The sequence below is a fragment of the Amycolatopsis umgeniensis genome (assembly GCF_014205155.1).
GTDB classification, from domain to species: domain Bacteria; phylum Actinomycetota; class Actinomycetes; order Mycobacteriales; family Pseudonocardiaceae; genus Amycolatopsis; species Amycolatopsis umgeniensis.
Genome location: NZ_JACHMX010000001.1, coordinates 1,622,509 through 1,647,656, shown reverse-complemented (window position 1 = coordinate 1,647,656; position 25,148 = coordinate 1,622,509). Strand labels below are relative to the sequence as shown.

The following is a 25,148-nucleotide window of genomic DNA, read 5'->3' as shown; positions in this document are numbered from 1 at the left end:
GAGCGAGGCCGGCTACCTTCGGGAGTGCAGAAACCGTGCCGAGCAAACCGCACACGAGTCTGAGCCGCGTCATCGAAGCACTCGGGGACGTGCTCCTCGAGCCGCTCGCGGTCGGCCTGGACACCCCGCGCCACCTCGGCGGCGTGGTGATCCACGACCCGACCGACGACGCCGAGTTCCTTGACGGGGCCGTGGTGCTCGGGGTCGGAGTGCGCGAATCCGGTGAGATCGTGAAGCTGCTGCACGCGCTCGGCGAACGCGGAGCGGCCGCGCTGGTCGTGCGGTCACCGGTGTCCGCTCCGGCCGAGCTGGCGCGGGCGGCCGAGTCCTCGGGGGTCGCGTTGATCGGGCTGGCGAGCAGGGCGTCGTGGATGCAGCTGGCCGCGATGCTCCGCACGTTGCTGGCCGAGGGCGACGTCGGCGACGTCTCCCCGCAGGCACTCGGCGGAATCCCGACCGGCGACCTGTTCGCGCTCGCCAACGCGATCGCCGCGCTGCTCGACGCGCCGATCACCGTCGAGGACCGTGACTCGCGGGTGCTCGCGTTCTCGGGCCGCCAGGACGAAACCGACCCGCCGCGGATCGAAACGATTCTCGGCCGCCAGGTGCCCGAACGCTACACCCGGGGCCTGGAGAAGAACGGCTTCTTCGACCGCCTCTATCAAGAACCAGGACCGGTTTATTTCTATCCGGACGACGATGGCGAAAACCGTCCCCGGGCGGCCGTCGCCGTCCGGGCGGGCGATGAGGTACTCGGCTCGATCTGGGCCGTTGTCGATCACGCGCTGAGCGAGGAACGCGCGATGGCGCTGGTGGAAGCCTCGAAGATCGTGGCGTTGCACCTGCTCCGGCTGCGCGCCGGAGCCGATGTCGAACGCAGGCTGCGAGCCGATTTGGTGAGCACCGCACTCGAAGGCGGGGGCCGGGCCCAGGAAGCCGTCGCGCGCCTCGGCCTGCTCGGCCAACCCGCCGTCGTGCTCGCGATGGGTTTGCTCGACCCGGCTGACGACGATCCTTGGCTCGCCACCGAACGCCAGCGCGTCGCCGACGCGTTCGCCATGCATCTGAGCGCGGTCCAGCCACGATCGGCGGTCGCGCTCATCGGCCGGATCGCCTACGGGATCGTGCCGATGCCCAGGAACCAAGGCGATCACCAGGAACGCTCCGTGCGTGTCGCCGCCACGTTCCTCGAGCGAATCGGGCACCGGGTCTCCGCCGCGATCGGCGTCGGACCGCTGGCTTTGGAGGGGTCGGGCCTGCACGACTCTCGCGGCGGCGCGGACCGGGCGCTGCGGGTGCTGCTCGCCAACGGCGGTACCAAGCGGGTGATCACGGCCGAGGACGCGCACGTCGACGCCCTGATGCTCGAACTGGCGGACCTCTCCGCGGCCCGCGGCGACGTCGCCACCGGACCGATCGCGAGGCTGCTGGCCTACGACCGGGAGCACCAATCCCACCTGGTGCACACGCTGCGGTGCTGGCTCGATTCGTTCGGGGACACCAACGCCGCGTCGGCGGCGGCCTATGTCCATCCGAGCACCTTCCGCTACCGGTTGCGCCGGCTGGCGGAGGTGGGCGGAATCGATCTCGACGACCCCAGGGACCGGTTCGCGGCGATGGTGCAGCTGCATTTGCTGCTCCACGGCATGCGGCCCGAAGCGGTCTGACACCCCGGCGCGGCCGGTCGTCCGGCTTCGTCCGCGCGGAGGAACTTTCTCCTCCGGTCTCCTCGGGCTGGACGAACAACGGACGTCCCGCCGCGACCTAGCATTCCCGCAACGCCGGACCATCCACACCGGACAAGAGGTGCACATGTCGAAAATTTCCGAAATCGATGCCTGGCTCCGGGAGAACTTCGCCGTTTTGCTGGAACGGCACCAGGTTCCCGGTGCCGCGATCGCGGTGTTCGCGGACGGCGAGGTCGTCGAGCGCGCGGCGGGTGTCGTGAACACGGACACCGGCGTGGAGTCCACAACGGACTCGGTGTTCCAGATCGGGTCGATCACCAAGGTCTGGACGATCACGCTGATCATGCAGCTGGTCGACGAGGGCCTGGTCGACCTCGACCGTCCGGTGCGCGACTACCTGCCCGAGTTCCGGGTCGCCGACGAGCGGGCCGCGGCCACGATCACCGTCCGGCAGCTGGCGTGCCACACCGGCGGGTTCGAAGGCGACGTCTTCGCCGACACCGGCACCGGCGAGGACGCGGTCGCGAAGCTCATCCCGGTGCTGTCGGACGTACCGCAGCTGTTCCCGCCGGGCGAGCGGTTCTCCTACAGCAACGCCGGCTACTGCGTGCTCGGCCGCATCGTCGAGGTGCTGCGGGGAAAGTACTGGGAAGACTGTGTGCGCGAACGGCTGATCGGCCCGCTCGGCCTGACCCACGCCGGCTGCGGGGCCGAGGACGCCATCCGCTATCGCGCCGCGGTCGGCCACCTCCAGCCGGAACCGGGTGGCGAGCCGGTGCCCACGAAGGTCTGGTCGCTCGCCCGTTCCAACGCCCCCGCCGGTTCGGTGCTGGTCATGCGTCCGCGCGATCTGCTGACCTTCGCCCGCATGCACCTGAACGAGGGCAAGGCAGACGACGGCGTCCAGGTGCTGTCGCCGGAGTCGGTGCGCGCGATGCGCGAGAGGCAGGTCTCCGTGCCGGATCTCGGCATCATGGGCGCGCACTGGGGCCTCGGCTGGGCGGACTTCGGCTGGCAGGGCGGCACGGTGATCGGTCACGACGGCGGCACGATCGGCCAGTCGGCCTTCCTGCGGGTCGCGCCGGAGCGCGACGTCGCGTTCGCGTTGCTGACCAACGGAGGGGCTCCGCTGAGGGTTTACCACGAGGTCGCCACCAAGCTGATGTCCGAACTCGCCGGGGTGACGGTTCCGCCGCTGCCCGAGCCGGATCCCGCGGCGGCTCCGGCCGATCTCTCCCGGTACGTCGGTGAGTACTCGTCGAGGGTCGTCTCCACCGTCGTCACCGCCGAGGGCGGCAGGCTCTGGCTGCGGCGCGTCCCGAAGGGGGAGTTCGCCGAACTCGACGAGCCCTCGGGCACGGTCGAGCTGCTGCCGTGGCACGGCGAAACCTTCGTCGCCCTCATCCCGGAGCTCCCGGGCGCCTATATGCCCCACGAGTTCGTCGGCGACGACGGCACCGGTCGTGCCCGGTTCCTCCACACCGGACGCGCGGACCGGCGGGTTTCGCGGTGAGCGACATCCGCGAACGGATCGAGGCCGTGTTCGCCGCCGCCGGTGCCGAAGGTTCGCTGCACGCAAAGGAAATCGGCGTGCCCGACGGTGCCGAGGTGTCGGTCGGCGGCGATGATCAGGTGGTCCTGGCCTCGGTGTTCAAGATCCCGATCGCGCTCGCCTATGCCCGTGAAGTGGTGGCGGGAAGGCTCGACGAGACCGAATACACGAAGGTGACCGCGCGGTACCGGATCGGCGGCATCGGCACCGCGGGCTGCGCCGACGACGTCGAGATGACCTGGCGCGACCTCGCCCGGTTCATGCTCACGATGAGCGACAACGCCGCGACCGACCTGATCTGGAACCGGATCGGCCAAGAGACGATCTGCCGGGTGGTCGCCGACCTCGGGCTGACCCGCACCCGGCTGATCGGCTCGTGCGAGGACTCGTCCTTGATCGGGCTGGCCGAACTCGGCGGGACCGACCTCGCCGAGATCGACGCGCTGCTCGCCGAAGCCACCGACGAACAACTGCGGAATCTGTCGATGTGCGACCCGGAAAGGGAAACCTCGTCGACTCCGCGCGAGACGACCGAACTGCTCGACGCGATCTGGACCGACCGGGCGGGCGAACCCGAAGCCTGCGAACGCGTCCGGGCGATCATGGCCCAGCAGATCTGGCCGCACCGGTTGTCCGCCGGATTCCCGTCCGGTGTGCGGATCGCCGCGAAAACCGGGACGCTGCCCGGCATCCGCAACGAAGCGGGAGTGCTGACCCTGCCCGAGGGCCGCCGGTTCGCGGTCGCGGTGTTCACCCGCGCCCATTCCTTCGACGACCGTCTTCCCGCTGTCGACGCGTCCATCGGCGCCGCCGCCCGGCTGGCGCTCGACCACCTCTTCGCCGAGAACGCGACACCGTAGGAGAACTCCGATGAAAACTGCTCGGCACACCGCCGTGACGGCAGTCGTGGTCGCCTTGACCGTGAGCGCGTGCGGGCCACCGGCGAACTCCGGCACGGACCCGAACGCGAACCGGGACCTGGCCGACGGCAAGACCTTCACCTATGCCGTCGCTTCGGACCCGGGGACGCTCGACCCGGGACTCACCGTGCTCTCGATCGCGGGCGAGATCGGCCGCTACCTCTATGACGGCCTGCTCGGCATGGACGACAAAGGGCAGCCCCAGGCCGGGCTCGCGGCACAGTGGGAGGCCACCACGACCACCGCGTCCTTCACCCTGCGCAAGGACATCACCTGTCCCGACGGAAGCCCGCTCACCGCGAAGGACGTCGCGGCGAACATCGACTTCATCGGCGACCCGGCGAACAAGTCGCCGATCGCGGGCAACACGGTGAAGGTCGGCACGAAGGCCGTCGCCGACGATGCCGCGGGCACCGTGAAGGTCACCAGCGGGGCACCGGACGCGTTCCTGCTGCGCAACGTCGGCAACGTGCCGATCGTCTGCGCGAAGGGCCTCGCCGATCGTGCGACGCTGGCCAAGGGCGAGAACGGCACCGGCATGTTCACCGTGTCCGAGATCGTCCCGAACGACCACTACACGCTGTCCCGGCGCAAGGATTACGCCTGGGGCCCGGGAACCTTCGATCCCCGGCAGAAAGGCTTGCCGGACAAGGTGATCATCCGGGTCATCCCGAACATGACGACCATCGCGAACCTGCTGCTGTCCGGCGAACTCAACGCCGCGCAGGTGATCGGACCGGACCAGCAGCGGCTGCGGGCGCGCGGGCTGTTCCACGCCGACACGACCGTGGCGTTCGGCGAGTTGTGGTTCAACCAGGCACCCGGCCGGTTCGGCGCGGACCAGGCGATGCGCCGCGCACTGGTGCAGGCACTCGACCTCGCCCAGGTCGCCAAGGTGCTGACCCGGGACGCCGACGCCCCGGTCCGGGGCTTGATCACCATGGAGCCCCCGGCGTGCACCGGAGATTCCGCCACCGGGCACATCCCCGGCTTCGACCTCGCCGCGGCCAAGGCCGCACTCGAGGCGGCAGGCTGGAAACCGGGCCCGGACGGCATCCGGACGAAGGAGGGCAAACGCCTCGCGCTGACCGCCATCTACGGCACGCAGATCGGATCGACCATGGCGCCGGCCGCCGAGCTGATGCAGCGGGGCTGGAAGGAGGCCGGTGTCGACGTCACCCTCAAGGGCCTGGACAGCCCGGCGACCAGCCAGACGCTGTTCGCCACCGGCGACTGGGACCTCTCGATGACCCCGGTCAGCCTGAATCTGCCGAGCCAGCTGACCCCGTTCGTGTCCGGCAGCCGTCCCCCGGAAGGCACGAACTTCGCGCACATCGACAACCCGCGGTACGACGCGCTGGTCGCCAAAGCGGCCACCCAGGCCGGGGCCGCGGGCTGCCCGGACTGGCTGGCCGCGGAGACGGCTCTGTTCGAGGACCAGGACGTCGCACAGTTCGCGAACTCGGTACTCCCGACCTTCGGGAACAAAACGCGGTTCGAGATCTCGAACACCTTCCTCCAACCGTCGTCGATCCGGATGTATGCCTGATGACCGGCGTGGTCGCCGTCGCGGGACCGAAGGCAGGCCCTTGGCCCGCCTTCTTCGCCCGCCGCCTCGGTCGCTTGGTCCTTTCGCTGTGGGTGCTGGTGACGGCGGCGTTCCTGATGATCCAGCTGATCCCCGGCGACCCGGTGCGCGCGGCGCTCGGCATGACCGCGCCCGCCGAGCTGGTGAACGCCCGCCGGGCGGCGCTCGGGCTGGACCATTCGCTCCTGCGGCAGTACTCCGACTACCTGGGGGGCCTGTTCCGCGGCGATTTCGGCACCTCGATGCTCAGCGGGCAGCCGGTGGGTCAGGTCATCGCCGACCGGCTGCCCGCGACCTTGCAGCTGGCGCTGCCCGCGTTCGTGGTGTGCATGGCACTCGCCGTCCCGCTCGGCCTGACCTTCGCGGTGCTGACGCGTGGCGGGCGGCGGCGCGGGGCCGAGCTGGGGTTCACCTCCACCACCGCGCTGTTCGCCGCGATCCCGGAGTTCCTGGTCGCGGTCGCGCTGGTGGCGTTCTTCGCGGTGCGGCTCGGCTGGTTCCCGGTCGCCGGGCAGGACGGCGAGGGCTCGCTGGTGCTCCCGGTGGTCGCGCTGGCGCTCGGTCCCGCCTCGACCCTGTCGCGGATCGTGCGGGTGGAGACGCTTTCGGTGCTGGGCAACGATTTCGTCCGCACAGCACGGGCGAAGCGGCTGCCTGCCCGGTTGGTCTACCTCCGGCACGCGCTGCCCAACGCGCTGACCGCGACGCTGACGCTGGGCGGGCTGCTGCTCATCAGCATGGTCGCGGGCACCGTGCTGGTGGAGAACGTGTTCGCCTGGCCGGGGCTCGGCTCCACCATCGCGCAGTCGATCCTGCAGAAGGACTACCCGCTCGTGCAGGGGATCGTGCTCGTCTACGGGATCGGCGTGCTGCTCGTGAACCTCGTCGTGGACCTGCTGCTCGCCGTCCTCGATCCGCGTTCGACGATCCGGGAGAACTGAGATGGCGAAACGAAGGGGAGCGCGGTCCTCGGCCGCGCTGCGCACGCCCTTGGGTGCGTCCTCGGCCGCCCTGGTGCTGCTGGTGCTCACGGTCGCGGTGCTCGGCCCCGTCTTGTGGCGGGACGCGGCTTCGGCGATCGACACCGACGCGATCGGCCAGTCCGCGTCGGCCGGGCATCTGGCGGGCACGGACGAACTCGGGCGCGACATCTTGTCTCGCGTGCTGGTCGCGACGCGGCTCTCCGTGCTGCTGGCGTTGATCGCCGCGGCGATCGGCACGGTCACCGGGCTCGTGCTCGGCATGCTGCCCACGGTGCTGCCGCGGCCGCTCGCCCGCGCGGTGATCTCCGCGGTGGACATCGCGGTCGCGTTCCCCAGCCTGCTGCTGGTGCTGTCCTTCGCGGTGATCTTCGGCGTCGGCACGAGCGGCGCGACGCTGGCGATCGGGTTCGCGCTGGCTCCGCAGTTCGCCCGGCTGACGCACACGTTGGCGGCCTCGGTGGCCGGACGGGACTTCGTCCTGGCCGCGCGGGTGTCCGGGCTGAGCCGGATCCGGTTGCTGGTCCGGCACATCCTGCCCAACATCGGCGAACCGCTCGTGGTCAACGCCACGATCGGGGCGGGCAGCGCGCTGCTGGCCTTCTCGGGGCTGTCGTTCCTCGGGATCGGGGTGCAGACCCCGGATTACGACTGGGGACTGCTGCTGCGCGAAGGGCTCAACGGCATCTACCTCAACCCGGCGGCGGCGCTCGCACCCGGTGCCGCGGTGATCATCGCGGGGCTCGCGTTCACCCTGTTCGGCGAGACGGCCGCCGGGGTGATCGGCCTCCGGACCCGGCCGCCTCGACCGCTGCCGAGGCCGGTCCGGAAGCCGGAAGCGAAACCCGGCACGGCCGAAGACACCCTGCTGGTAGTGGAAAATCTGGAGGTCGCGTTCCCCCGGAAGTCCGGCTGGACGGTACCGGTGCGGGGAGTGAGCTTCACCGTGCGTCCGGGGGAAGCGATCGGGGTCGTCGGCGAATCCGGTTCCGGCAAGACCCTGACCGGACTGGCGGTGTCGCGGCTGATCGAGGCACCCGGCTCGGTGACCGCCGACCGGCTGGACTTCACGGGCACCCCGGTGCTCACCACGCCGGAGCGTGAACTGCGCACGCTGCTGGGTACGTCGCTGGCGATGGTGTTCCAGGACCCGATGACCTCGTTCAACCCGGTCCGCCGTATCGGCCGCCAGCTCGCCGAGGTTTCCGAGCAGCACCAAGGACTTTCGCGCGGCAAGGCATTTTCCCGCGCGGTCGACCGGCTGCGCGCGGTGCGTATCCCGGCGGCCGAGGCCCGGGCGCGGCAGTACCCGCACGAGTTCTCCGGCGGCATGCGCCAGCGCGCGATGATCGGCATGGGCCTGATGGGCGACCCGAAGCTGATCATCGCCGACGAACCGACCACGGCGCTGGACGTCACCGTGCAACGGCAGCTGCTGCGGCTGCTGGCCAGGACCAGGGCCGAACGGGAGACCGCGATCATCCTGATCAGCCACGACATCGCGGTGGTTTCCCAGACCTGCGAACGGATCCTGGTGATGTACGCCGGACGGATCGTCGAAGACCTGCCCATCGCGCGTACGGAGAACACGCCACGGCATCCGTACACGCGGGCGTTGCTGGCCACGACACTCGACCTGGAGACCGACCGGGACGAGCCGCTCTCGGTGATCCCCGGCCGTCCGCCGGAACCGGACCGGATGCCGGTCGGCTGTGCGTTCGCCGCCCGGTGCCCGCTGGCGACGGACCGGTGCCGCGCCGAGGATCCCGAACTGACCGAGGTCGCGCCCGGGCACCGGGTGGCGTGCTGGCATCCGGAGGAGGCACCGCCGGTGTCAGCGGGCGCCGTCTCCCTGGCAGGAGGTACGAAGTGAGCGAACTGGCCTTCGAAGCGGTCAGCGTCCGGTACGGCGGTCGCCACGGGCTCACCGCTGTCGACGGAGTGTCCTTGACCGTGCCCGCGGGCAAGGTCGTCGGTCTGGTCGGCGAGTCCGGTTCCGGCAAGTCGACGCTGGCCCGGGCCGCCGTCGGACTGTCGCCGGTGAGCGCCGGGCGGGTCCTGCTCGGCGGCGTGGACCTGCGGACGCCGCCGCGGCGGCGTCCGCTGCAGATGGTGTTCCAAGACCCGTACTCGTCGCTGAACCCGAGGATGTCGATCGGCGAGTCGATCGCGGAAGCCATCCCGCGCGGCGCGCTGCGAGGCCGGGCACAGCGCAAGGCCGAGGTCGCCCGGCTGCTGGAGCTGGTCAACCTCGACCCGGAGCGGGCCGCGCATCTGCCGGGGCAGCTGTCCGGCGGGCAGCGGCAGCGCGTGGCGCTCGCCCGCGCGCTGGCCGGACGGCCGGAGGCGCTGATCGCCGACGAGATCACCTCCGCGCTCGACGTTTCGGTGCAGGGCACGGTGCTCAATCTCGTCCGGTCGGTACAGCGGCGGCTCGATCTGTCGATGCTGTTCATCTCGCACGACCTCGCCGTGATCCGCTACCTCAGCGACTTCGTCGCGGTCATGTACCTCGGCCGGATCGTCGAGACCGGCCCCGCCGAGCAGGTGCTCGCCGATCCGCGGCACCCGTACACCCGTGACCTGCTCGACGCCGCCCCGTCGGCGTACAAGCCGTTGTTCGACAGAGCTCCCGGCCCGATCGCGGACGCGGAACCGCCGGATCCGCACCACCCACCGGCCGGATGCCGGTACCACCCGCGCTGCCCGGTCGGCCCGCTCGTGCGCGCGGACCGGGAGAGCTGCCTCACGGCGGATCCGGCATCCGCCACCACGCCCCGCTGGCGACACACCGCCTCGTGCCACTTCAGCGAACCCGAGACCACGAGTCCGCGAACCCTGACGTCGTCTTGATGCCGGGGTCGAGCGGGCTCGCCGCCACCCGCGCGCCGGTCAGACGGCCAGCTTGCGGAGCAAGCCCTCCAGATCGCGTTCGCCGTCGCGGGTCTGGGCGCCGTGGGCCAGACCGGCTCGGATCAACCGTTCGGCCGCGGGCCGGGCGAACTGGTCCGCCCAGGCGTCGTGTTCTCGCCGGTAGCCCTCGATCAGATCGGCGGGGGCGACGGCGCGTTTCGCCGCGGCGACCACGCCATCGGGCAGTGCGGCGATGTTGCGGGCCAGGCGGTCGACGACGTCGTCGAGCTCGTCGGCGGGGAGTGCCCGGTTGACCCAGCCGTAGCGTTCGGCGGTCTGCGCGTCGTACAGGTCGGCGCCGAGCACCACCTCCAAAGTGCGATTGCGGCCGATCCGGCCGGCGAGGTACTGGGTGCCCCCGCCGCCGGGCACTATGCCCATGAGGGCCTCGATCTGGCCGAGTCCGGCGGTGCCGATCGCCGCGAACGCCATGTCCGCGGCCGTGACGAATTCCGCACCTCCGCCGCGCGCCAGGCCGGTGAGCTTGACGATCGTCACCTGCGGCTGGTGCCGTACCAGTTCCCCCAGTGCTTGGAAGACGTTGACGCCCGCGGGCGCCTCGGCCGCGAGTTCGTCGAAGGCGTCCGGCGCGTCGACCAGGGACATGTCGACATGGGCGATGAAGAACTCCGGGTCGGCGCTGTCGAACACGATCACCCGGGCCGAGTCGTCGTCTCGCAGCGTGGTCAGCAGCCGCCGGAGGTCTGTCATGAGAGCGACGTCGAGGACGTTGACGGGTGGGTTGTCGAGGGTGACGCGGACGATGCCGGCCTCGCGGCTCACTCGCAGGGTCGCGTAGGCGTCGTGGTGCATGCAGATCTCCGATCCGTACCTGGCAGGCATCTAGGTTCCTGATGTATACCTAGGTTCCGGCGGGGATCGACCATCGTCAAGAACGCACTTTCGGCATCTCAAGGATCGCGGAGGATACCGGCATGGCCACTCCTGGCACCGACGCGGACACCGGCACCGTCTACCGGGCCGACTGCCCCAGCCGCCCGATTCTCGACCAGATCGCCGACAAATGGTCGATGATGGCGATGGACGTCCTCGAAACGCCTCGCCGGTTCAACGACATCAAACGCCGCCTCGGCGGCGTGACCCAGCGGGTCCTGACCCAGACCCTGCGCCGCCTGGAACGCAACGGGATGATCGAGCGGCGGGTGCTGCCGACTTCACCGGTCGGGGTGGAGTACTCCCTCACCCCGCTCGGCGAATCCCTTCGGGAGCCGTTCGGCCGGCTGTACGACTGGACGGTCGCCCACACCGACGAAATCCAAAAGTGCCAGCAAGGCTACGACCAGCGTCTCCGCTCTGAACAATCCTAGAAGCGGTAACTGCTACGTCTCCCTCAAAAGCCGCTGTCGGCAGGGGGATCGATGTACTCCACGTACAACGGTGTGGCGGCCAGTACCGTGGCGGTTCGATCATCGTCGGGCCGCCGGCCGGGGAAGACGGCGGTGATGCGTGCGTACCCTGCCATCCACGCCGCCGTGTAGTCGGTGGCCAGAGAGTTGGCGAGCGACGTCACCGCTCGCAGCTCGTCGCGGTTCGAACGGTGATTTTCGGTCGGCCCTCCGGTGTCGAAAGCGGCCCTGTCGTCGAGTTGATGCCCGGTCTCCCGCTGCTCGTGCACAAGGCCGAACAGAGTGTCGACACTCCAACGGGAGTTGGACTTGACCTCATACAGATGCTTGTCCGGGGAGCCGAGCAGATGGTTCGCCGTGCCGTGCAACAACAGCCGCAAACTGCCGCCGGTGGGGTAATCGTCGCTCGACTCGTTCGGGTCTATGAAGAACACCGAAGCCCCGTCTCTCGTCACGCCATAGCTCAAGGGAGCTTCGAAGTGCACCCATTGTCCTGGGCGCACCGCGGGATCCGCGAACCACTTCGGTGCCCGTGACGAGGACTCCAAGGTCGAGATAGCCGCTGCGAGGCTGGGCTTGGGCGGCTTGGCTGACTTGCCGATCTTCACGCCACCCAGCGGCGTCTTCACCTCGGCGTCCATGTCCCGAAAAACCTTGCCTGCCCAGCCGGACAGATAAGGCAACAGTTGCTGGAGTTTGGCCTCGGAAACATAGATCAGCTCACGCACGACCCCATGATGCCCGAAACGACGGATCGGCCCTCGATGAAAACGCTACGGCCGGTGCGTTCCGGTCAGGCGCGGCGGAAGCTGTGCACCACGAACTGGGTCTTGGCGACCTGCTTGCCCGGCCCGAGTACGAACGAGGGGCCGTTGCACGAGGAGCCGTTGTACATCCGGATGCTGTAGCCGGTGCGGCTGATCGCGGAGTTGTAGTGCTTGTCCGGGTAGCAGTGGGTGTTCTTGTCGAAATACCCGGCCGTGCTCTTCGTGCCGGTGTAGTTGATCCCCGACCACAGGCACAGGTCCGAGGTGCAACTCGGCGCGGCCATCGCGGTGGCGGGCGCGACCATCGTTGCCGCGAGGGCGACGCCGGCGGCCAGCAGGGTCGTCAGGCGAAATTTGCGACTCATCGGTTTCCCTCCCTGAACGGACGCTTTGCCCGATGCGGCAGGAGCGTAGCGGCGGCATCGCCCGGTGAGACGGCGTAGTTGCCCAATGGTGACCTTCAGGCCGTCCCGGCCAGCGCCCGAAGGCGCGCGGAAAGCCCGTCCGGGGCGCGGCCGTTCAGCCGTGCGCTCGTCGTCACTCTCGCTTCGTCGGCGTAGGCCAGGCGGAAGCCCGCGCGGGCGAGGCGGCGCCAGAGGTCGTGGTCCTCGGCGGTCCGGATCGGGAGGAAGCCGCCCACGGCGTCGTACGAACTCGCTCGGATCGAGAGATTCGCTCCGTAGACGTTCCCGTGGCCCGCCGGGTTCCGGGCGTCCCTGAGCAGGGCCTCGTACCGTGGCCGGACCATGGCCGCCAGTTCGGTGTCCAGGTTCGCGGTGCCCGCCACGGCGTCCCAGCCCGCGTCCGCTCTGCGCACGTGCCGGACCGCCCAGTCGCGGCCGACGACGGTGTCCGCGTCCGTGCTCAGCAGGAGAGTGCGGGAGGAGGTGTGATGATTCAATCCGCGTGACAGGTGCCGGGCACCGAGCGCGCGGATCTCGCCGATCGTCAGATCGCGGGTGTTGACGAGGACGTCCGCCCCCGAGCCGCGGGCCAGTTCCGCGGTCAGGTCGTGGCAGCGGTCGGCCACCACGCACACCCGCCGCTCCAGTTCCGGCGACAGCTCCCGGAGGGCGCCGCGCAGCGCACTCAGGCAGGCGGGGAGCTCGGTGGCCTCGTCGCGTGCCGGAATCAGCACGCCCACGGAAGTGATCAACGGCGGGCCAGGACGTCGACCAGGAAGTCGTCTTCGTTGTGCGCGACCAGGCCGCGCAGACCCGGATGCGTGCGCAGCCGTTCGTGGACTTCGGCTCCGTGATGCGGCGCGTCCGGGGCCTGCGGGCGCCAGTGCACGGCCAGCACCTGCCCGCCCGGGCGCAGCGCCGCCACGGTGCGATCGAGTGTCGCCGTCAGGTCCGCTTCGCTCAGGTAGTAGAGGATTTCGCTCAACACCACCAGATCCGCCGGGCCGGTCAGGTCGCCCGGCAGCTCACCCGTGGACAAGTCCACCGTGGACAGATGGGAGGCGCGTTCCCGGGCGGCCGACAGGGCAGCCGGTACCGGGTCGAACGCGAGGACCTTTTCGCATCGTGTGGCCAGCTCCACCGTCAGGGCTCCCGTTCCGCACGCCGGTTCGACGGCGACGCCGTACCGCTCGCGCGGCAGGGCGGCCAGCGCGACCGTCCTTTTGCGACGCTCGTACCAGCTGTCCATCGTCCACGGGTCGGGTTCGCGGTACAGCGTCTCGAACCGGCTCACCGGGGTCGACGCCGTGCGCGGCTCATGGAACAAGATCTCCCTGTCCCGCGCGAAATACTCCAGCGTCTCCGCCGTGAGGATCGGTTCCTCGCCCGAGGGCCCGGGCTCCGACTGTGACCGGTAGGCCTGGATCGCCTCGGCCTTGACCGTCGCGGCCGTGTCGTCGAGCCGGAATTCCGTCGCCCGCGCCCAGGGGATCGCGGGATCGTCCGGCGATACACCGTGCCAGAGCCAGATCGGGTAGGACCACCGGTGCGCGCCCAGCGGCGCGGCGGCGAACGCGGCCCTGCCCGCCACCTGGTGATCCGGATGGGGGTCGTCCGGCCAGGGTGCCAAACAGAGTTCGCTGCCCGCCGCGGCCTCACGCACCACTTCGGACAGTTCGGCTTCGTGATCGGCCAGCCCCGAATCGGGCAGACCCGCCCACACCGGTTCGACGTCGTCCATACCCTGGCACCGCAACGCCTCCCGCAGCTCCTCGCGGCGGCGTGCGCCGAGAGCCCGGCGCAGGGCGCCCGACGAGCCGGGGAACGCGGCCTCCCCGTCGGTGGCGACGACCAGCCGGATCTCCGCTCCACGGGCGTGCAACCGCTGGAGGAGGCCCGAAACACCCAAGGTCTCGTCATCCGGATGCGCGGCGACCACACAGACCTTGCGGACGTCTTCGGCCGGAAACGGCGGGAACGGTGGCAGGTCCCGCCAGCCCTCCTCGCCGCGAATCGGACCCACGGTCACAGCCGCCCGTCCTTCATCACCTCGGCGCCCAAGGCCGCGAGATCGCGGGCGCCGTGATGCTGTCGCACGTAGACCATCAAGTCGGCCAACTGCCGCGAGAACCGCAGGTCGCGGCAGAGTGCGGTCGGCCCGGTGATCTCGGGCGCCTTGTCGAGCACCTCTCTGGCCGCTCGTTCGACCGCGGCCCGGCAGAGTCCGTTCAGCGACACCGAATTCTCTTCTCCGTCGCCGTCGATCAGGCCCGCCGTCCGCACCAGCAGCGCGTCGGCTTGGTGAATCGCGGTGTGGAGCGCGCCGAGGTGGGCGAGCTGGTGGTCGTCCGCCGCGCCGCGAGCCCGCAGGTAGGCCATCACCGAGTCCACGACGGCCGCGCAGCCGCCGAGCCACACGGCCGCGACACCCGCCCCGCCCAGAGCGAACCCCGGCCGGGACACGTACCAGCCCGGCCCGCCGACGATCTGGGCCGCGGTCACCGGCACCTGGTCGAAGTGGACGTCACCGCTGTCGGAGGCGTCCATGCCGATCGCCTGCCACGTCTCCGGCAGTGCCTGGATTCCCGGCTCGTCCAGGCCGACTTCCAGCAGGATCGGCGGACCGTCTTCGTAGTCCGCCACGACCAGGGCACGATCGAGGACCTGGGCACCGGAACAGAAACGGACGGTGCCGCCGAGGGATCCGTTCGTCACGACCGCGCCGGTACCGCCCGAGCGGGCGGCCCAAACGCCGTACAGCGCGCCCGGTACGGGTTCGCGCCCGGCCTCGGCCAGGATCGCGAGGGCGTCGGTATGGCCTTCCGCGATCCGGCCGAGGACGAGATCACGACGTCCGAGCCCGGCGAGTGTGGTCCAGCGGCCCCACGTGTCGCCATCGCCGGGACGGGGCAGGTCGAGTACTCCGTTCGCCATCAGCAGCCGCACCATGGCGGTGATGGTCTCGATGGTCCTCGGCTCCGGAAGGTTTTCCGGAGCCGAGGGCTCGAGCAAGGTTTTCATCAAGGGAGGCCATCCACGGGTAGGTCGGATTTCTCAGTCGTTCATGACCTGTTCGGCGCGCTCCCAGACCCGGTGCCATCCGATCGCGTCGATCAGCTCGGTCGAGAACGGTTTGGCGATTTCGTCGGCGAGCACCAGACCCGGTGCTTCGACGTCGATACCCGCGTCGGTCAGCACTCGCGCTCCGTCGCCCCACGCGCCGATCACCTTGCAGTGGCGGAACAGTTCCTGCAGCAACACGGTCAGCTTGATGTCGTGCAGACCCGCCGTGCCGTCCGCGACCACCACCGCGTCGAACTCGATGGATCGAGCGGTGAGGAAAGTCCGCGCCACGGGCTGTCGCCCTCGTCCCCGCTTCAGCGTTCCGCCCGCGGGTGCCAGCACCCGCAGGATCGCGCCCTTGGCTTCGACGGTCCGTCGGAGCTTGCCGATACCTCCGAGATCGGCGCCGGAAGTGGCCACGACGCCGATGACGCGGCCCGCGATCGGGCCCGGTTTCGCGGGGATCTGCGACAGCGCGGGCGACGGCGTGACGTCCGCGTCGGCCGTGCCTTCGGGAGCGGGGAGACCCAATCCGCCCGCGACCGCCGCGCACAGTTCGGCGTCGACGCGGGCGAGCGAGCCGAGGACCCGTTCCTGGATCGTCTGCGCGAAACACTTGCCGAGCTCGAACGTGAACGCTTCGATCACGTGGACCTTCTCGATCCCGGAAAGGCTCTTCCAGAAGAGTGTGGCCTGCGAGAAGTGATCGTCGAACGACACCGGGTTGGCCCTGATCTTCGGGCCCGTGACTTCGATCGGCCGGTGGACGTAGGCTCCTTCGGATTCCGTCGCGGGGGTGGGTAAAGCGTCGTCGACGCTGTTGGGCAGATACGGCGCCTGCCCGTGGTGAACGAGAGTTTGGTGCATCCCGTCACGCAGGTTGTCGTTGACGGCCGCGTGCGGGCAGTTGATCGGGAGCTGGGTGAAGTTGGGTCCCCCGAGGCGGGTGAGCTGAGTGTCCAAATAGGAGAACAGCCTCGCTTGCATCAGCGGGTCGTCGGTCACCTCGATGCCCGGCACCAGGTTCGCGGTGTGGAAGGCGACCTGTTCGGTCTCGGCGAAGTAGTTGGTCGGATTCCGGTCGAGGGTGAGCTTGCCGACCAGCTGGACCTCGGCGAGTTCCTCCGGGACGAGCTTGGTGGGGTCGAGCAGGTCGATGCCCTCGAAGGTCTCGTCCTCGCTGTCCGGCATGATCTGCAGGCCGAGTTCGAATTCCAAGGGCGCCCCGGCGTCGATGCCGTCGGCCATGTCCCGTCGATGGAAGTCGGGGTCGGCGCCCGCGGCGATCTGCGCTTCCTCCCAGACCAGCGAGTGCACCCCGGCGACCGGTTTCCAGTGGAACTTCACCAGGCTGGTCTCACCCTCGGCGTTCACCAGCCGGAAGGTGTGCACCCCGAAGCCCTCCATCGTCCGATAGGACCGCGGGATCCCGCGATCGGACATGGCCCACATGACGTGATGCGTGGCTTCGGTGTGCAGGGAAACGAAATCCCAGAAGGTGTCGTGCGCGGTCTGCGCCTGCGGGATCTCCCGGTCCGGATGGGGTTTGCCCGCGTGGATCACGTCGGGGAACTTGATGCCGTCCTGGATGAAGAACACCGGCATGTTGTTGCCGACCAGGTCGAAGTTTCCCTCGGCGGTGTAGAACTTCACCGCGAACCCGCGCACGTCTCGGACGGTGTCCGCCGACCCGCGTGAGCCGAGTACCGTGGAGAACCGTACGAAAACGGGGGTTTCCCGGTCTTTCTCCAGGAAACCGGCCTTGGTCACCGACGAGGCGGTCCCGTAGGCACGGAAAGTCCCGTGGGCCGCGGCGCCTCGTGCGTGGACCACACGTTCCGGGATGCGCTCATGGTCGAAATGGGTGATCTTCTCGCGGAGGTGGAAGTCCTCCATCAAGGACGGCCCCCGTGAACCGGCTTTCAACGAGTGATCGGTGTCCGGCAGCCGGACTCCCTGAGCGGTGGTCAGGTGGTTCCCGCGCTGGGCCTGAGCGGACCGGTCGAGAACCGCATCCGATTCGGAATTCGCGGGTTCTGTTTGCTCGCGCTGACGTTTCGGGGGCATTCTTCTCCTCGAGGGGGCGTGGTGGTGAGCCGCGAATACCCCGCCCTCACGGCTTTTAAGCGCGAGCCGGAAAACGGCGGCCGGCGGCTGGTTTTTCAACCGACCGACCACCATTCGGCCTGATACCCCGCGGCGGGCGTTCTCACACCCATGTCTTCAGCGGGCGCCGCCGCGCGGCTTGGTCCGGGAGTGTTCCTCGACGAGCCACGTGGCGATGTGATGCAGCTTCAGGTTGGTGGCTTGGGACGTATCGACGAGCATCCGGAACGCCTGGACGGGATCGAGGCCGTGCCGTTCCATCAGAATCCCCTTGGCCATGCCGATGACGTCGCGATTTCCGAGCGCGGTGTGGAGATTCGCTTCGGTCTGGGCGCCGCGCAGGGCGATCGCGGCGTGGGAGGCGAACACGCGGCCGTCCCGTTCGGTGCGGTCGCTGAACGCGTCGATGGCGCGGGAGTAGAGGTTGAGTGAGCCGAGGGTGCCCCCGTTGACGAACAGCCGGAAGGCCAGCATCGAACGCATTCCGGTCGCGGCGGCCTCAGGGGAGAACGCGGGCCAACGGCATTCGGCGGTGAGGTCGCCGGTGCGGAAGACCTGGTGGGCCGAGATCGCCTCGACGCAGGGGCCCTGCCCGGTGCGGTACTGCACCTCGTCGATGGTGCCCACCACCTCGCTGGTGGGGGCGACGGTCAGGATCCGGCCTCGCTCGACCAGGGAGATCCCGGCTTCTTCGGCGCCGGTCACGTGATCCACGGCCGCCTTGACGATCGCCATGAGTGTCGCGTCGACGTCAGGTTCGGCCTGCAGGGTGCGGGCTAGCGAGCCGAAAGCGGCCTCGAGTCCCTCACCTATGTCAGTGTCAGGGCTGGACATCGGCACCTCCTCCGTTGCCGGGAACACCAGTCGCACTGAAAGTCCGTGATTACCTCGCAGGGCGTCACCCCAAACTTCGGTGTCCTCAGCCGGACTGCGGGTCGGTCTCTTTTTCGCCACTCGGCTCGGTGGCCTTGCCATCGTCCCTCATGTCTGCGATCACCCGGCGGGCGAAGCGGCCATGCATCGGTTTTCGATCACTTCGTCCGGGTATCCGACCGGTCGGCGCCGCCCGGGGCGCCGGATCGAGCGCAAGGGAGCAGAAGACCATGGCGAAGGTTTTTCACAAGGGAGACAGGGTCCGCTGGAACAGCCATGGCGGACAGGCCGAGGGCGAGGTCCTGAAGCAGATCACCAGCGATACCGAGGCGGGCGGACGTACCGTGCGTGCTTCTCGCGAGGAACCGCAGTACCTGGTGCGCAGCGACAAGAGCGGCGGCGAAGCGGTCCACAAGCCCGACGCGTTGGAGAAGATATGAGCGACGTCCGTCAAGACTTCGGCGACGCGGTCAACATGACCGCCGCCGAACTCGGGAAATGGCTCGATACGCGCGAATCCAAAGAGGCGGGCCAGCACGACGACGGCGGAGAATCGGTCGGTCATGCTTCGGGCCGCCGGATCGTCACACTTTTGCGCAAGAAGAAGGCGGATCTCTCACCGGACGACGAGGAGCACATGCGGAAGGTGGTGGGCTACATCCACCGGCATCTCGCGCAGCGGCCGTCGGGCGACGTGCGAGACACGAAGTGGCGCCATTCGCTGAAGAACTGGGGTCACGACCCGTGCGGGTGACGGGGTTTCCACCCTCGTCCGGCAGGGTATGCGCACGTCGTGCGGATTGTGATCACCGGTGCCAGCGGTAATGTCGGGACAGCGCTTCTCCACGCCCTCGGATCCGGTGACGACGAGCTGGTCGGCGTGGCGAGGAGACTGCCCGACACCACGGCCGAGCCCTATCGCGCGGCGAGCTGGTGGGCAGCGGATCTCGGTGCGTCCGACGCCGAGGGCAGCCTGATCGGGCTGCTGGAAGGCGCGGACGCGGTCGTCCACCTCGCGTGGGCGATTTCGCCGGAGCGCGGTGACCCGCCGATGTGGCGCACGAACGACCACGGAACCCGGCACGTACTCGACGCGGTGGTGGCGGCCGGGGTCCCGCACGTGGTCGTGCTGTCGTCTGTGGCCGCATACGGACCTGCACCGCGCTGGGACAAGGTGACCGAGGACTGGCCGTGCGACGGCATCGCGACCAGCGCCTACAGCCGAGGCAAGGCCGCGCTGGAGACTCTGCTCGATCGGTTCGAGGAAAGCCACCCGGAGATCGGGGTGGCCCGGCTGCGGCCGTGCGCGATCCTGCAGCGACGAGCGGCGGGAGAGTTCGAGCGCTGGCTGCTCGGCCCGGCCGTACCCGCCCGGATCGTGGGCGCCCGCTGGTTGCCGATTCCGTTGTGGCCGGAGCTGCGGGCGCAAGCGGTACACAGCGCCGATGTCGCCGAAGCCATCCGCCTCGTGCTCGCGAGCCGCTTCTCCGGCGCCGTCAATCTGGCCGTGTCCGAAGTGCTGGACGCCGACGCGCTGACCGCCCTTCTCGGCGGGATCCGCGTCCCGGTGCCGAGACCGCTCATGCGCGTGGCGGCGCACGCCGCTTGGCGGACGGGAGCCTTGCCGCTGCACCCGGGCTGGCTGGATCTCGCCGACGAGGCGCCGCTCGTCGACACCACGCTCGCCGAAACCGCGCTGGGATGGAAACCCCGGTACGACGCGGCCAGTGTGATCGCCGAACTGGTCGCCGGACTCCGTTCGGGTGAAGGAGGGGCGAGCCCACCGCTCGCGCCGACGCGCGGTGACGGGATCCTGCGACGGCTTCTCTCCCTCGCCCGGGCGAAGCCGAGCCACCAATCACAATCTTGACGATCGAGAGGCTCGGATGAGCACGGAAGTCTTTGACGCGGTCGTCATCGGTGCCGGCCACAACGGCCTGGTCGCGGCGAACCTCCTCGCCGACGCGGGCTGGTCGGTCGTGGTGCTGGAGCAGGCGGGAAAGCCGGGCGGCGCGGTCCGGACGGACGAAGTCACCGAGCCGGGTTTCCGCAACGACCTCTGCAGCGCCTTCTTCCCACTGACCGCGGTGTCGCCGGTGATCCGGGATCTACGGCTCGAAGAGCAAGGCCTGCGCTGGCGGCATGCTCCGGAGGTGCTCGCGCACGTGTTGCCCGACAACAGATGCGTGGTGCTCTCACGGGACATCGAGCGGACCGCCGCGTCGGTCGACGAGTTCGCGCGCGGCGACGGCGCGGCCTGGCGGAGCTTGTTCGCCCAATGGCAAGACATCCGTGAGCCCTTGCTCGAAGCCCTGTTCACGCCTTTCCCTCCGGTGCGCCCGGCCCTGCGGTTGCTGCGGCACACGGGGACCGCCGACGCGCTGCGCCTGGCCCGGATGCTCACCTTGCCCGCCCGTCGCTTCGGGGAAGAGCTCTTCGACGGTGAAGGGGCACGGTTGCTGTTGGCCGGAAACGCCGCGCACAGCGACCTTTCCGTGGACAACGCGGGCAGCGCCGTCTTCGGCTGGCTGCTCGCGATGACCGGCCAGGATGTCGGCTTCCCCGTGCCGGTCGGCGGAGCGGGGGAGTTGACGGCCGCGCTGGTGCGACGGCTGGTCGCCCGCGGCGGAGAAATCCGATGCCGCTGTCCTGCCACGGAAGTGCTCATCGCGAACGGACGGGCGATGGGGGTCCGAGACGGCGCGGGCGACCCGATCCGGGCCCGCAAAGCGGTTCTCGCGGACGTCCCGGCGACGACGTTGTACGGCGAGATGATCGCCGCGGATCAGCTGCCGTCCCGTCTGCTCGAGGATCTCGGCCGGTTCCAGTGGGACAGCGCGACGGTCAAAGTGGATTGGGCGCTGTCCGGCCCCGTGCCCTGGACCGCCGAAGAGGCGCGCGGCGCGGGAACCCTCCACCTCGGTACGGACTTGGACGGCCTGTCGGCCTTCGGAGGCGACCTCGTACGTGGCCGCAGCCCGCACGAACCGTTCCTGCTGTTCGGCCAGATGACCACCAGCGACCCGGATCGCTCGCCGCCGGGTACCGAGGCGGCCTGGGCATACACCCATGTGCCTCGCGGGGTGACGGAGGACCGGACGGCCCTGGATCGACAGGTCGAGCGGATCGAAAAGACGGTCGAGGCGAACGCGCCGGGATTCAGGGACCTGATCCGGGGCCGGTACGTCCAAGGCCCGCTGGAGCTGGCGGGGCACGACCCCAGCCTGGTCGGTGGCGCGATCAACGGCGGTACCACCGCCATCCACCAGCAGCTGTTCTTCCGCCCGATGCCGGGGCTGGGCCGCGCGGACACCCCGGTGGACCGTCTCTTCCTCGCGGGCTCGGCGGCCCATCCGGGAGGAGCGGTGCACGGAGGCCCTGGCTCGAACGCGGCTCGCGCGGCCTTGGCCAGGGCGGGCGTGCTCGGCGACGGATACGCGGCGATCGTCCGCGCGGCCAACCGGGCCGTCTACGGCTGAGCGTTCTTCCGGTTCGCGTACTTGCCGGTGACCAGATCGGCCAGCCGGGCGAGGGCCTCGTTGTTGCGTGGTTTGGCGACGAGCGCCTGGACCGGTTCCGGCAGTACCTTGCCAGGGCCTCGCACGACGCGCTCCGTCATCAGGATCCGCGTCCGGCCTTCGCCGTGCGGTGCGAGGGTGAGCCCGACCTCGGCCGCGCCGAGCGGCCAGCCTCGTGCCTCCAGCTTCAAGAAGCTCCCGGGCTCGACGGCTTTCACCACCGTGACGTCCTGGATGTGGAAGGGCCACGGGCCGACGCTGTGATGGATCCGGGAACCGACGGCGGGCCAGTCCTCGTCGACGTCGCGGATATGCGAGCTGCCGACCACCCAGCCCGCGTATTGCCAGCCATCGGCGAGCACGGCGAAAACGGCGTCCGGCGGTACTTCGACGAGTTTGCTGACCTCGGTCACGGTGTTCTCCTGCTCTCGCGGTGGTCTTGGACGAGTACCCCGCCGAAAGCACTCGAAGCCCGGAATTCGAGCAGGTCGAAAACGCGGATCCGGCTCGCGGGCGGCGAAGCACAGGTAAGGGAACGGTTCACCGGGACGTACCTTTCGCGCAGGTGCACGACGCATTCGGGTTCGGCGAATCCCACCCGCCAGCCTGAGTCGCCGTCGTGGACTTCGCCGAGGGGGCGGAGGTCGTCGATACCCCTCGCGCCGGTGGCCGCGCGTGCGTGATGTTGTGCCGCTTGGACGTTCGGCTTCAGCGAGGATCGGCCACGAAGGTCGCGCGGGTCGAGCGTGCCGTGTGTGTACCGGCGAACGACGTCGACCGCATGGCCGGGCCGCAGACCTCCGTAGGTGAAGCCATGAGGGAGCAGAACCAGCGACGGAGCGAAGCGGCAGCCGCCGATATGGCTGCATTCCCAGGTTTCTTCCGGGTATTCGGCCGTCAGTGTGGCGGCGAGCGAGCGGCCGCGGACGGCGCAACACGTGTCGTGCCTGCCGTGAACGCAAACCAGGGCGAGGGGCTGTGACAGCAGTTCGCCGTCGGCGAAGGGAACGGCGGCGAGTCCGGCGGCGTCGGTGAATTCGCCCGCTCGAATCTCTTCATGGCCGGGACGTGAGTCGATCCGGAACCAGCGGGAGGCCCGGTTCGATGACGAGGAACGGCGGGCGACCCGGCGTATCAGCGCGATTCGGCCCTGGTTCCGGGCAGCCCACGCGGTCAGCGACCGGAGTGCGGCCGGGTCGATGCCCGAACCCGTGAGCGCGAGCCGCCCCCAGGGTCCCGGATGCTCGATGAGCAGCCATCGCTCCGCCGGGGGAGCCGTGCCTTCGCCGGGGTCGTTCGCGGCGTCGGCGAGGTCCGCGCACCGGCCCCGCTCCGCTCCGGGTGTGGCCGTCATGGGGCGGTGGCCATGAGCACGCCTTCCCGGAGCAGGCGCCGCACGAGTACGACCTGGTCGTCCCCGTCCAGCCCCGGGATCTCGCCGACGGTCCAGGTCGCCCCGTCGAGCAACGCGGTGAGGGCGGTCGAAGTGGAGCGGGGGAGGGTGAGCCGCCGGTCCGGGAGTTCGAGCACGACGGGTCCGTCACCGGTGTCGCGAACGCGAAAGCGCAAGCCCCCGCGGCGACGCACCGTGTCTCCGGCGGTGAGACTCGCGGTGAACGTCGCGGCGGCGATCGGGGCCACTGGCTCGGGCCGGTTGCCGGTCCATACCTGACCGCGAACATGACGGGCGATGTCTTCGGGGGCGACGGCACTCAGCGCGTCGACCAGGTCTTCCCGCGCCGCGCGGACGTACGGATCGAGCATCCCGGGGTCGGCGACATCGATCCCCAGCGGCAGAGAAGCGCGCAACCGTTCGTCGGTGGCGACCAGGGCGGCGAGGGCCTCCACCAGCGCGAACCGGGTGACGACGTGGACGCCGACGGTCAGATGGGCGGAAACCTCACCCAGAGCGGTCGCGGAGTGCAGCCAGCCGCGGGGAAGGTACATCACGTCGCCGGGCTCGAGCACCTCGTCGACGATCGGAGCATCGTCTCGAGCGCGTGTCGCGACGGCGACGGCATGATCGCTCCACGGCTGTCCACGCAGCGGATCCGGGTGGACCGGCGCGTGGACCTTCCAGTGTTTCCGCCCGGCGAGCTGCAGGACGAACACGTCATGCACGTCGTAGTGGGCGGAAAAGCCCTGCGATGACGGTGGGGTGATGTAGGCGTTCACCTGCGCGGGATGGCCGAGTTCCTCGGTCAGGCCCGTGGTGAAGTCGATGATGCTCGGCCAGGTGCGGTGCAGTGCCTGCACCACGATCGTGGCGCCTTCCGCGAAAAGGGCGGCGACCCGGTCATCCTGGACCTGATCGCCGATCTCCGCGCCGACCCCGCCACCGCCGGTGAACGAACTCGAATCGAGTACCGAACCCTGCCGGGCCAGTCGAAGGAACGGCGTGCGCAAACCCCGGCGGGAAAGCAACTCGTCGACCGCGTCGAGATCGAGGAGATCCCGGAACTCGTCCGAACTCCGCCTCAACAGCGGCCTCCGGCCCCAGTGGTGATCGGAGAACCGTTGGACGTCGGAGCCGACCAACCGTGCCAGAACGCTCATCGGCGGGTGACCGTCGACCGGTACCGGGAGGCCGTGGGCGCCTTGCCCGGTACCGGTGGCCGACGGATGCGGATCAGCTGGCGCCACTGTCCGCGCCGCCGTCGGCTCCGCCGTCGTGCTGGCCAGGGGTCGCCGGGCCGGCGCCGGAGTCGGCAGGACCTTCGGCTCCTCCGTCGGCCCCGCCGTCGTGCTGGCCGGGGGTTCCCGGGGCGGCGCCGGAGTCGGCGGGTCCTTCCTTTTCCTCGTCCGATGTGGTGGAAATGTCGTCGTCGTTCAGGCTCACGTCGGTTCCCTTCGCGATGACCCGGCTGATCGCCGGGGTTGATCACCGCTTGGCTACCCCTTATTCGTGTCGCGCACACCTCAGGAGACGAGTTTTCCGGCCTCGAAAACGGGTATGCGCATTCATGACCGACTTTCGCCACACCGCCACGATCGATATGCCCGCGTCCGACCTTTTCGCGTACTTGCGGGAGCCGCGGAATCTGCCGCATTACTTCCCGCAGATGAGCCGAGTCCAGCCCGAGGGCGGCGACGCCGTGCATGTCGAAGCCGACGTGCAGGGTGAGCACGTCGAAGCCGAAGCGTGGCTGAAGGTCGACGAGGAGAAGCGGTCTTTGAGCTGGGGTTCCCAAGGCCCGCACGACTATCACGGCAACCTCTCGGTCGAAGACTGCGGCCCCAACGAGTCTCGTTTGACAGTGACCCTGAGCAGCGTCCGTGAGGCGGGCGACGAGGAAGTCCAACGTGGACTTGAGGAAACCGTCGCCGCGTTGGCGCATACCGCGGTCGCGGAATCGGACGTCGAAGCCGCCGACGAGCAAGGCGGCTGGTCCGGACACTGAACAACGCG

At 69.5% G+C, this 25,148-nt stretch carries 25 protein-coding genes; 13 read left to right on the top strand and 12 right to left on the bottom strand.

Features of this window, described 5'->3' with window-relative positions; translation table 11 throughout:
- Positions 1–35: 35 nt before the first annotated feature.
- The 7 genes from HDA45_RS07125 (at position 36) to HDA45_RS07095 (ending at position 9,581) form a co-directional block, all read left to right on the top strand.
- The gene (locus HDA45_RS07125; protein ID WP_184893022.1) at positions 36–1,667 is read left to right on the top strand and encodes a helix-turn-helix domain-containing protein; all 1,632 of its coding nucleotides are present in this window, start codon (positions 36–38) and stop codon (positions 1,665–1,667) included.
- Positions 1,668–1,812: 145 nt separating this feature from the next.
- Positions 1,813–3,201 (top strand): serine hydrolase, encoded by a 1,389-nt coding sequence (locus tag HDA45_RS07120; RefSeq protein ID WP_184893020.1) that lies wholly within the window; start codon positions 1,813–1,815, stop codon positions 3,199–3,201.
- Positions 3,198–4,100 carry a serine hydrolase gene (locus tag HDA45_RS07115; RefSeq protein ID WP_184893019.1) on the top strand — a complete coding sequence of 301 codons (903 nt, stop codon included), beginning with the start codon at positions 3,198–3,200 and terminating at the stop codon, positions 4,098–4,100. Before HDA45_RS07120 ends, HDA45_RS07115 begins: the two co-directional genes overlap by 4 nt.
- Positions 4,101–4,110: 10 nt before the next feature.
- Complete coding sequence (locus HDA45_RS07110; RefSeq protein WP_184893017.1) at positions 4,111–5,709, top strand: ABC transporter substrate-binding protein; 1,599 nt, start codon at positions 4,111–4,113, stop codon at positions 5,707–5,709.
- Positions 5,709–6,689, top strand: coding sequence for an ABC transporter permease (locus HDA45_RS07105; RefSeq protein ID WP_184893015.1), 981 nt, complete (start codon positions 5,709–5,711; stop codon positions 6,687–6,689). The genes HDA45_RS07110 and HDA45_RS07105 overlap by 1 nt, the downstream gene beginning before the upstream one ends.
- 1 nt (position 6,690) lies before the next feature.
- Positions 6,691–8,601, top strand: coding sequence for a dipeptide/oligopeptide/nickel ABC transporter permease/ATP-binding protein (locus HDA45_RS07100; RefSeq protein ID WP_184893013.1), 1,911 nt, complete (start codon positions 6,691–6,693; stop codon positions 8,599–8,601).
- Positions 8,598–9,581: an oligopeptide/dipeptide ABC transporter ATP-binding protein gene (locus tag HDA45_RS07095; protein WP_184893011.1), complete on the top strand. Its 984-nt coding sequence runs from the start codon at positions 8,598–8,600 to the stop codon at positions 9,579–9,581. The genes HDA45_RS07100 and HDA45_RS07095 overlap by 4 nt, the downstream gene beginning before the upstream one ends.
- Before the next feature lie 39 nt (positions 9,582–9,620).
- Here HDA45_RS07095 and HDA45_RS07090 read toward each other — a convergent pair whose 3' ends face one another.
- Positions 9,621–10,484: an enoyl-CoA hydratase/isomerase family protein gene (locus HDA45_RS07090; RefSeq protein WP_246480645.1), complete on the bottom strand. Its 864-nt coding sequence runs from the start codon at positions 10,482–10,484 to the stop codon at positions 9,621–9,623.
- A 92-nt stretch (positions 10,485–10,576) separates the two neighbouring features.
- Here HDA45_RS07090 and HDA45_RS07085 point away from each other — a divergent pair, with 92 nt between their 5' ends.
- Positions 10,577–10,969 carry a winged helix-turn-helix transcriptional regulator gene (locus HDA45_RS07085; protein ID WP_184893009.1) on the top strand — a complete coding sequence of 131 codons (393 nt, stop codon included), beginning with the start codon at positions 10,577–10,579 and terminating at the stop codon, positions 10,967–10,969.
- Between the two features lie 23 nt (positions 10,970–10,992).
- On the opposite strand, the gene HDA45_RS07080 is transcribed toward HDA45_RS07085, so the two are convergent.
- The 7 genes from HDA45_RS07080 to HDA45_RS07050 form a co-directional block, all read right to left on the bottom strand.
- On the bottom strand, positions 10,993–11,736 hold the full coding sequence (locus tag HDA45_RS07080) for an SAVMC3_10250 family protein (RefSeq protein ID WP_184893008.1): 744 nt from the start codon (positions 11,734–11,736) through the stop codon (positions 10,993–10,995).
- Positions 11,737–11,801: 65 nt separating this feature from the next.
- Positions 11,802–12,140: a peptidase inhibitor family I36 protein gene (locus HDA45_RS07075; protein ID WP_184893006.1), complete on the bottom strand. Its 339-nt coding sequence runs from the start codon at positions 12,138–12,140 to the stop codon at positions 11,802–11,804.
- 95 nt (positions 12,141–12,235) lie between these two features.
- Positions 12,236–12,919, bottom strand: coding sequence for a glycosyltransferase family 2 protein (locus tag HDA45_RS07070; RefSeq protein WP_343072014.1), 684 nt, complete (start codon positions 12,917–12,919; stop codon positions 12,236–12,238).
- Positions 12,920–12,927: 8 nt separating this feature from the next.
- Entirely contained in the window at positions 12,928–14,208 is a 1,281-nt protein-coding gene (locus HDA45_RS07065; RefSeq protein ID WP_343072013.1) for a PIG-L family deacetylase, read from the bottom strand.
- Positions 14,205–15,200, bottom strand: a complete 996-nt coding sequence (locus tag HDA45_RS07060; protein ID WP_184893002.1) for an acyl-CoA dehydrogenase family protein — start codon at positions 15,198–15,200, stop codon at positions 14,205–14,207. Before HDA45_RS07060 ends, HDA45_RS07065 begins: the two co-directional genes overlap by 4 nt.
- 33 nt (positions 15,201–15,233) lie before the next feature.
- Positions 15,234–17,309, bottom strand: a complete 2,076-nt coding sequence (locus HDA45_RS07055; protein ID WP_184893000.1) for a catalase — start codon at positions 17,307–17,309, stop codon at positions 15,234–15,236.
- A gap of 156 nt (positions 17,310–17,465) precedes the next feature.
- Positions 17,466–18,182 carry a GAF and ANTAR domain-containing protein gene (locus HDA45_RS07050; protein ID WP_184892998.1) on the bottom strand — a complete coding sequence of 239 codons (717 nt, stop codon included), beginning with the start codon at positions 18,180–18,182 and terminating at the stop codon, positions 17,466–17,468.
- A gap of 269 nt (positions 18,183–18,451) precedes the next feature.
- Between HDA45_RS07050 and HDA45_RS07045 the strand changes: the two genes are divergently transcribed.
- The 4 genes from HDA45_RS07045 to HDA45_RS07030 are packed head-to-tail and all read left to right on the top strand — an operon-like array spanning position 18,452 to position 21,700.
- Positions 18,452–18,661, top strand: coding sequence for a hypervirulence associated TUDOR domain-containing protein (locus HDA45_RS07045; protein ID WP_184892996.1), 210 nt, complete (start codon positions 18,452–18,454; stop codon positions 18,659–18,661).
- Positions 18,658–18,975 (top strand): DUF3140 domain-containing protein, encoded by a 318-nt coding sequence (locus tag HDA45_RS07040; RefSeq protein ID WP_184892994.1) that lies wholly within the window; start codon positions 18,658–18,660, stop codon positions 18,973–18,975. The genes HDA45_RS07045 and HDA45_RS07040 overlap by 4 nt, the downstream gene beginning before the upstream one ends.
- A 39-nt stretch (positions 18,976–19,014) precedes the next feature.
- On the top strand, positions 19,015–20,091 hold the full coding sequence (locus tag HDA45_RS07035) for an NAD-dependent epimerase/dehydratase family protein (RefSeq protein WP_184892992.1): 1,077 nt from the start codon (positions 19,015–19,017) through the stop codon (positions 20,089–20,091).
- A gap of 16 nt (positions 20,092–20,107) precedes the next feature.
- Positions 20,108–21,700, top strand: a complete 1,593-nt coding sequence (locus HDA45_RS07030) for a phytoene desaturase family protein (RefSeq protein WP_184892990.1) — start codon at positions 20,108–20,110, stop codon at positions 21,698–21,700.
- Here HDA45_RS07030 and HDA45_RS07025 read toward each other — a convergent pair.
- The 4 genes from HDA45_RS07025 to HDA45_RS07010 form a co-directional block, all read right to left on the bottom strand.
- A complete protein-coding gene (locus tag HDA45_RS07025; protein ID WP_184892988.1) occupies positions 21,691–22,152 on the bottom strand; it encodes an SRPBCC family protein in 462 nt (153 codons plus the stop codon). The two genes, HDA45_RS07030 and HDA45_RS07025, sit on opposite strands and share 10 nt — an antisense overlap.
- On the bottom strand, positions 22,149–23,093 hold the full coding sequence (locus HDA45_RS07020) for a sucrase ferredoxin (RefSeq protein ID WP_184892986.1): 945 nt from the start codon (positions 23,091–23,093) through the stop codon (positions 22,149–22,151). Before HDA45_RS07020 ends, HDA45_RS07025 begins: the two co-directional genes overlap by 4 nt.
- On the bottom strand, positions 23,090–24,295 hold the full coding sequence (locus tag HDA45_RS07015) for a cupin domain-containing protein (RefSeq protein ID WP_184892984.1): 1,206 nt from the start codon (positions 24,293–24,295) through the stop codon (positions 23,090–23,092). The genes HDA45_RS07020 and HDA45_RS07015 overlap by 4 nt, the downstream gene beginning before the upstream one ends.
- Positions 24,296–24,368: 73 nt before the next feature.
- Positions 24,369–24,578, bottom strand: coding sequence for a hypothetical protein (locus HDA45_RS07010; protein ID WP_184892982.1), 210 nt, complete (start codon positions 24,576–24,578; stop codon positions 24,369–24,371).
- A gap of 124 nt (positions 24,579–24,702) precedes the next feature.
- Between HDA45_RS07010 and HDA45_RS07005 the strand changes: the two genes are divergently transcribed.
- Positions 24,703–25,140 (top strand): SRPBCC family protein, encoded by a 438-nt coding sequence (locus tag HDA45_RS07005; RefSeq protein ID WP_184892980.1) that lies wholly within the window; start codon positions 24,703–24,705, stop codon positions 25,138–25,140.
- Positions 25,141–25,148 lie beyond the last annotated feature (8 nt).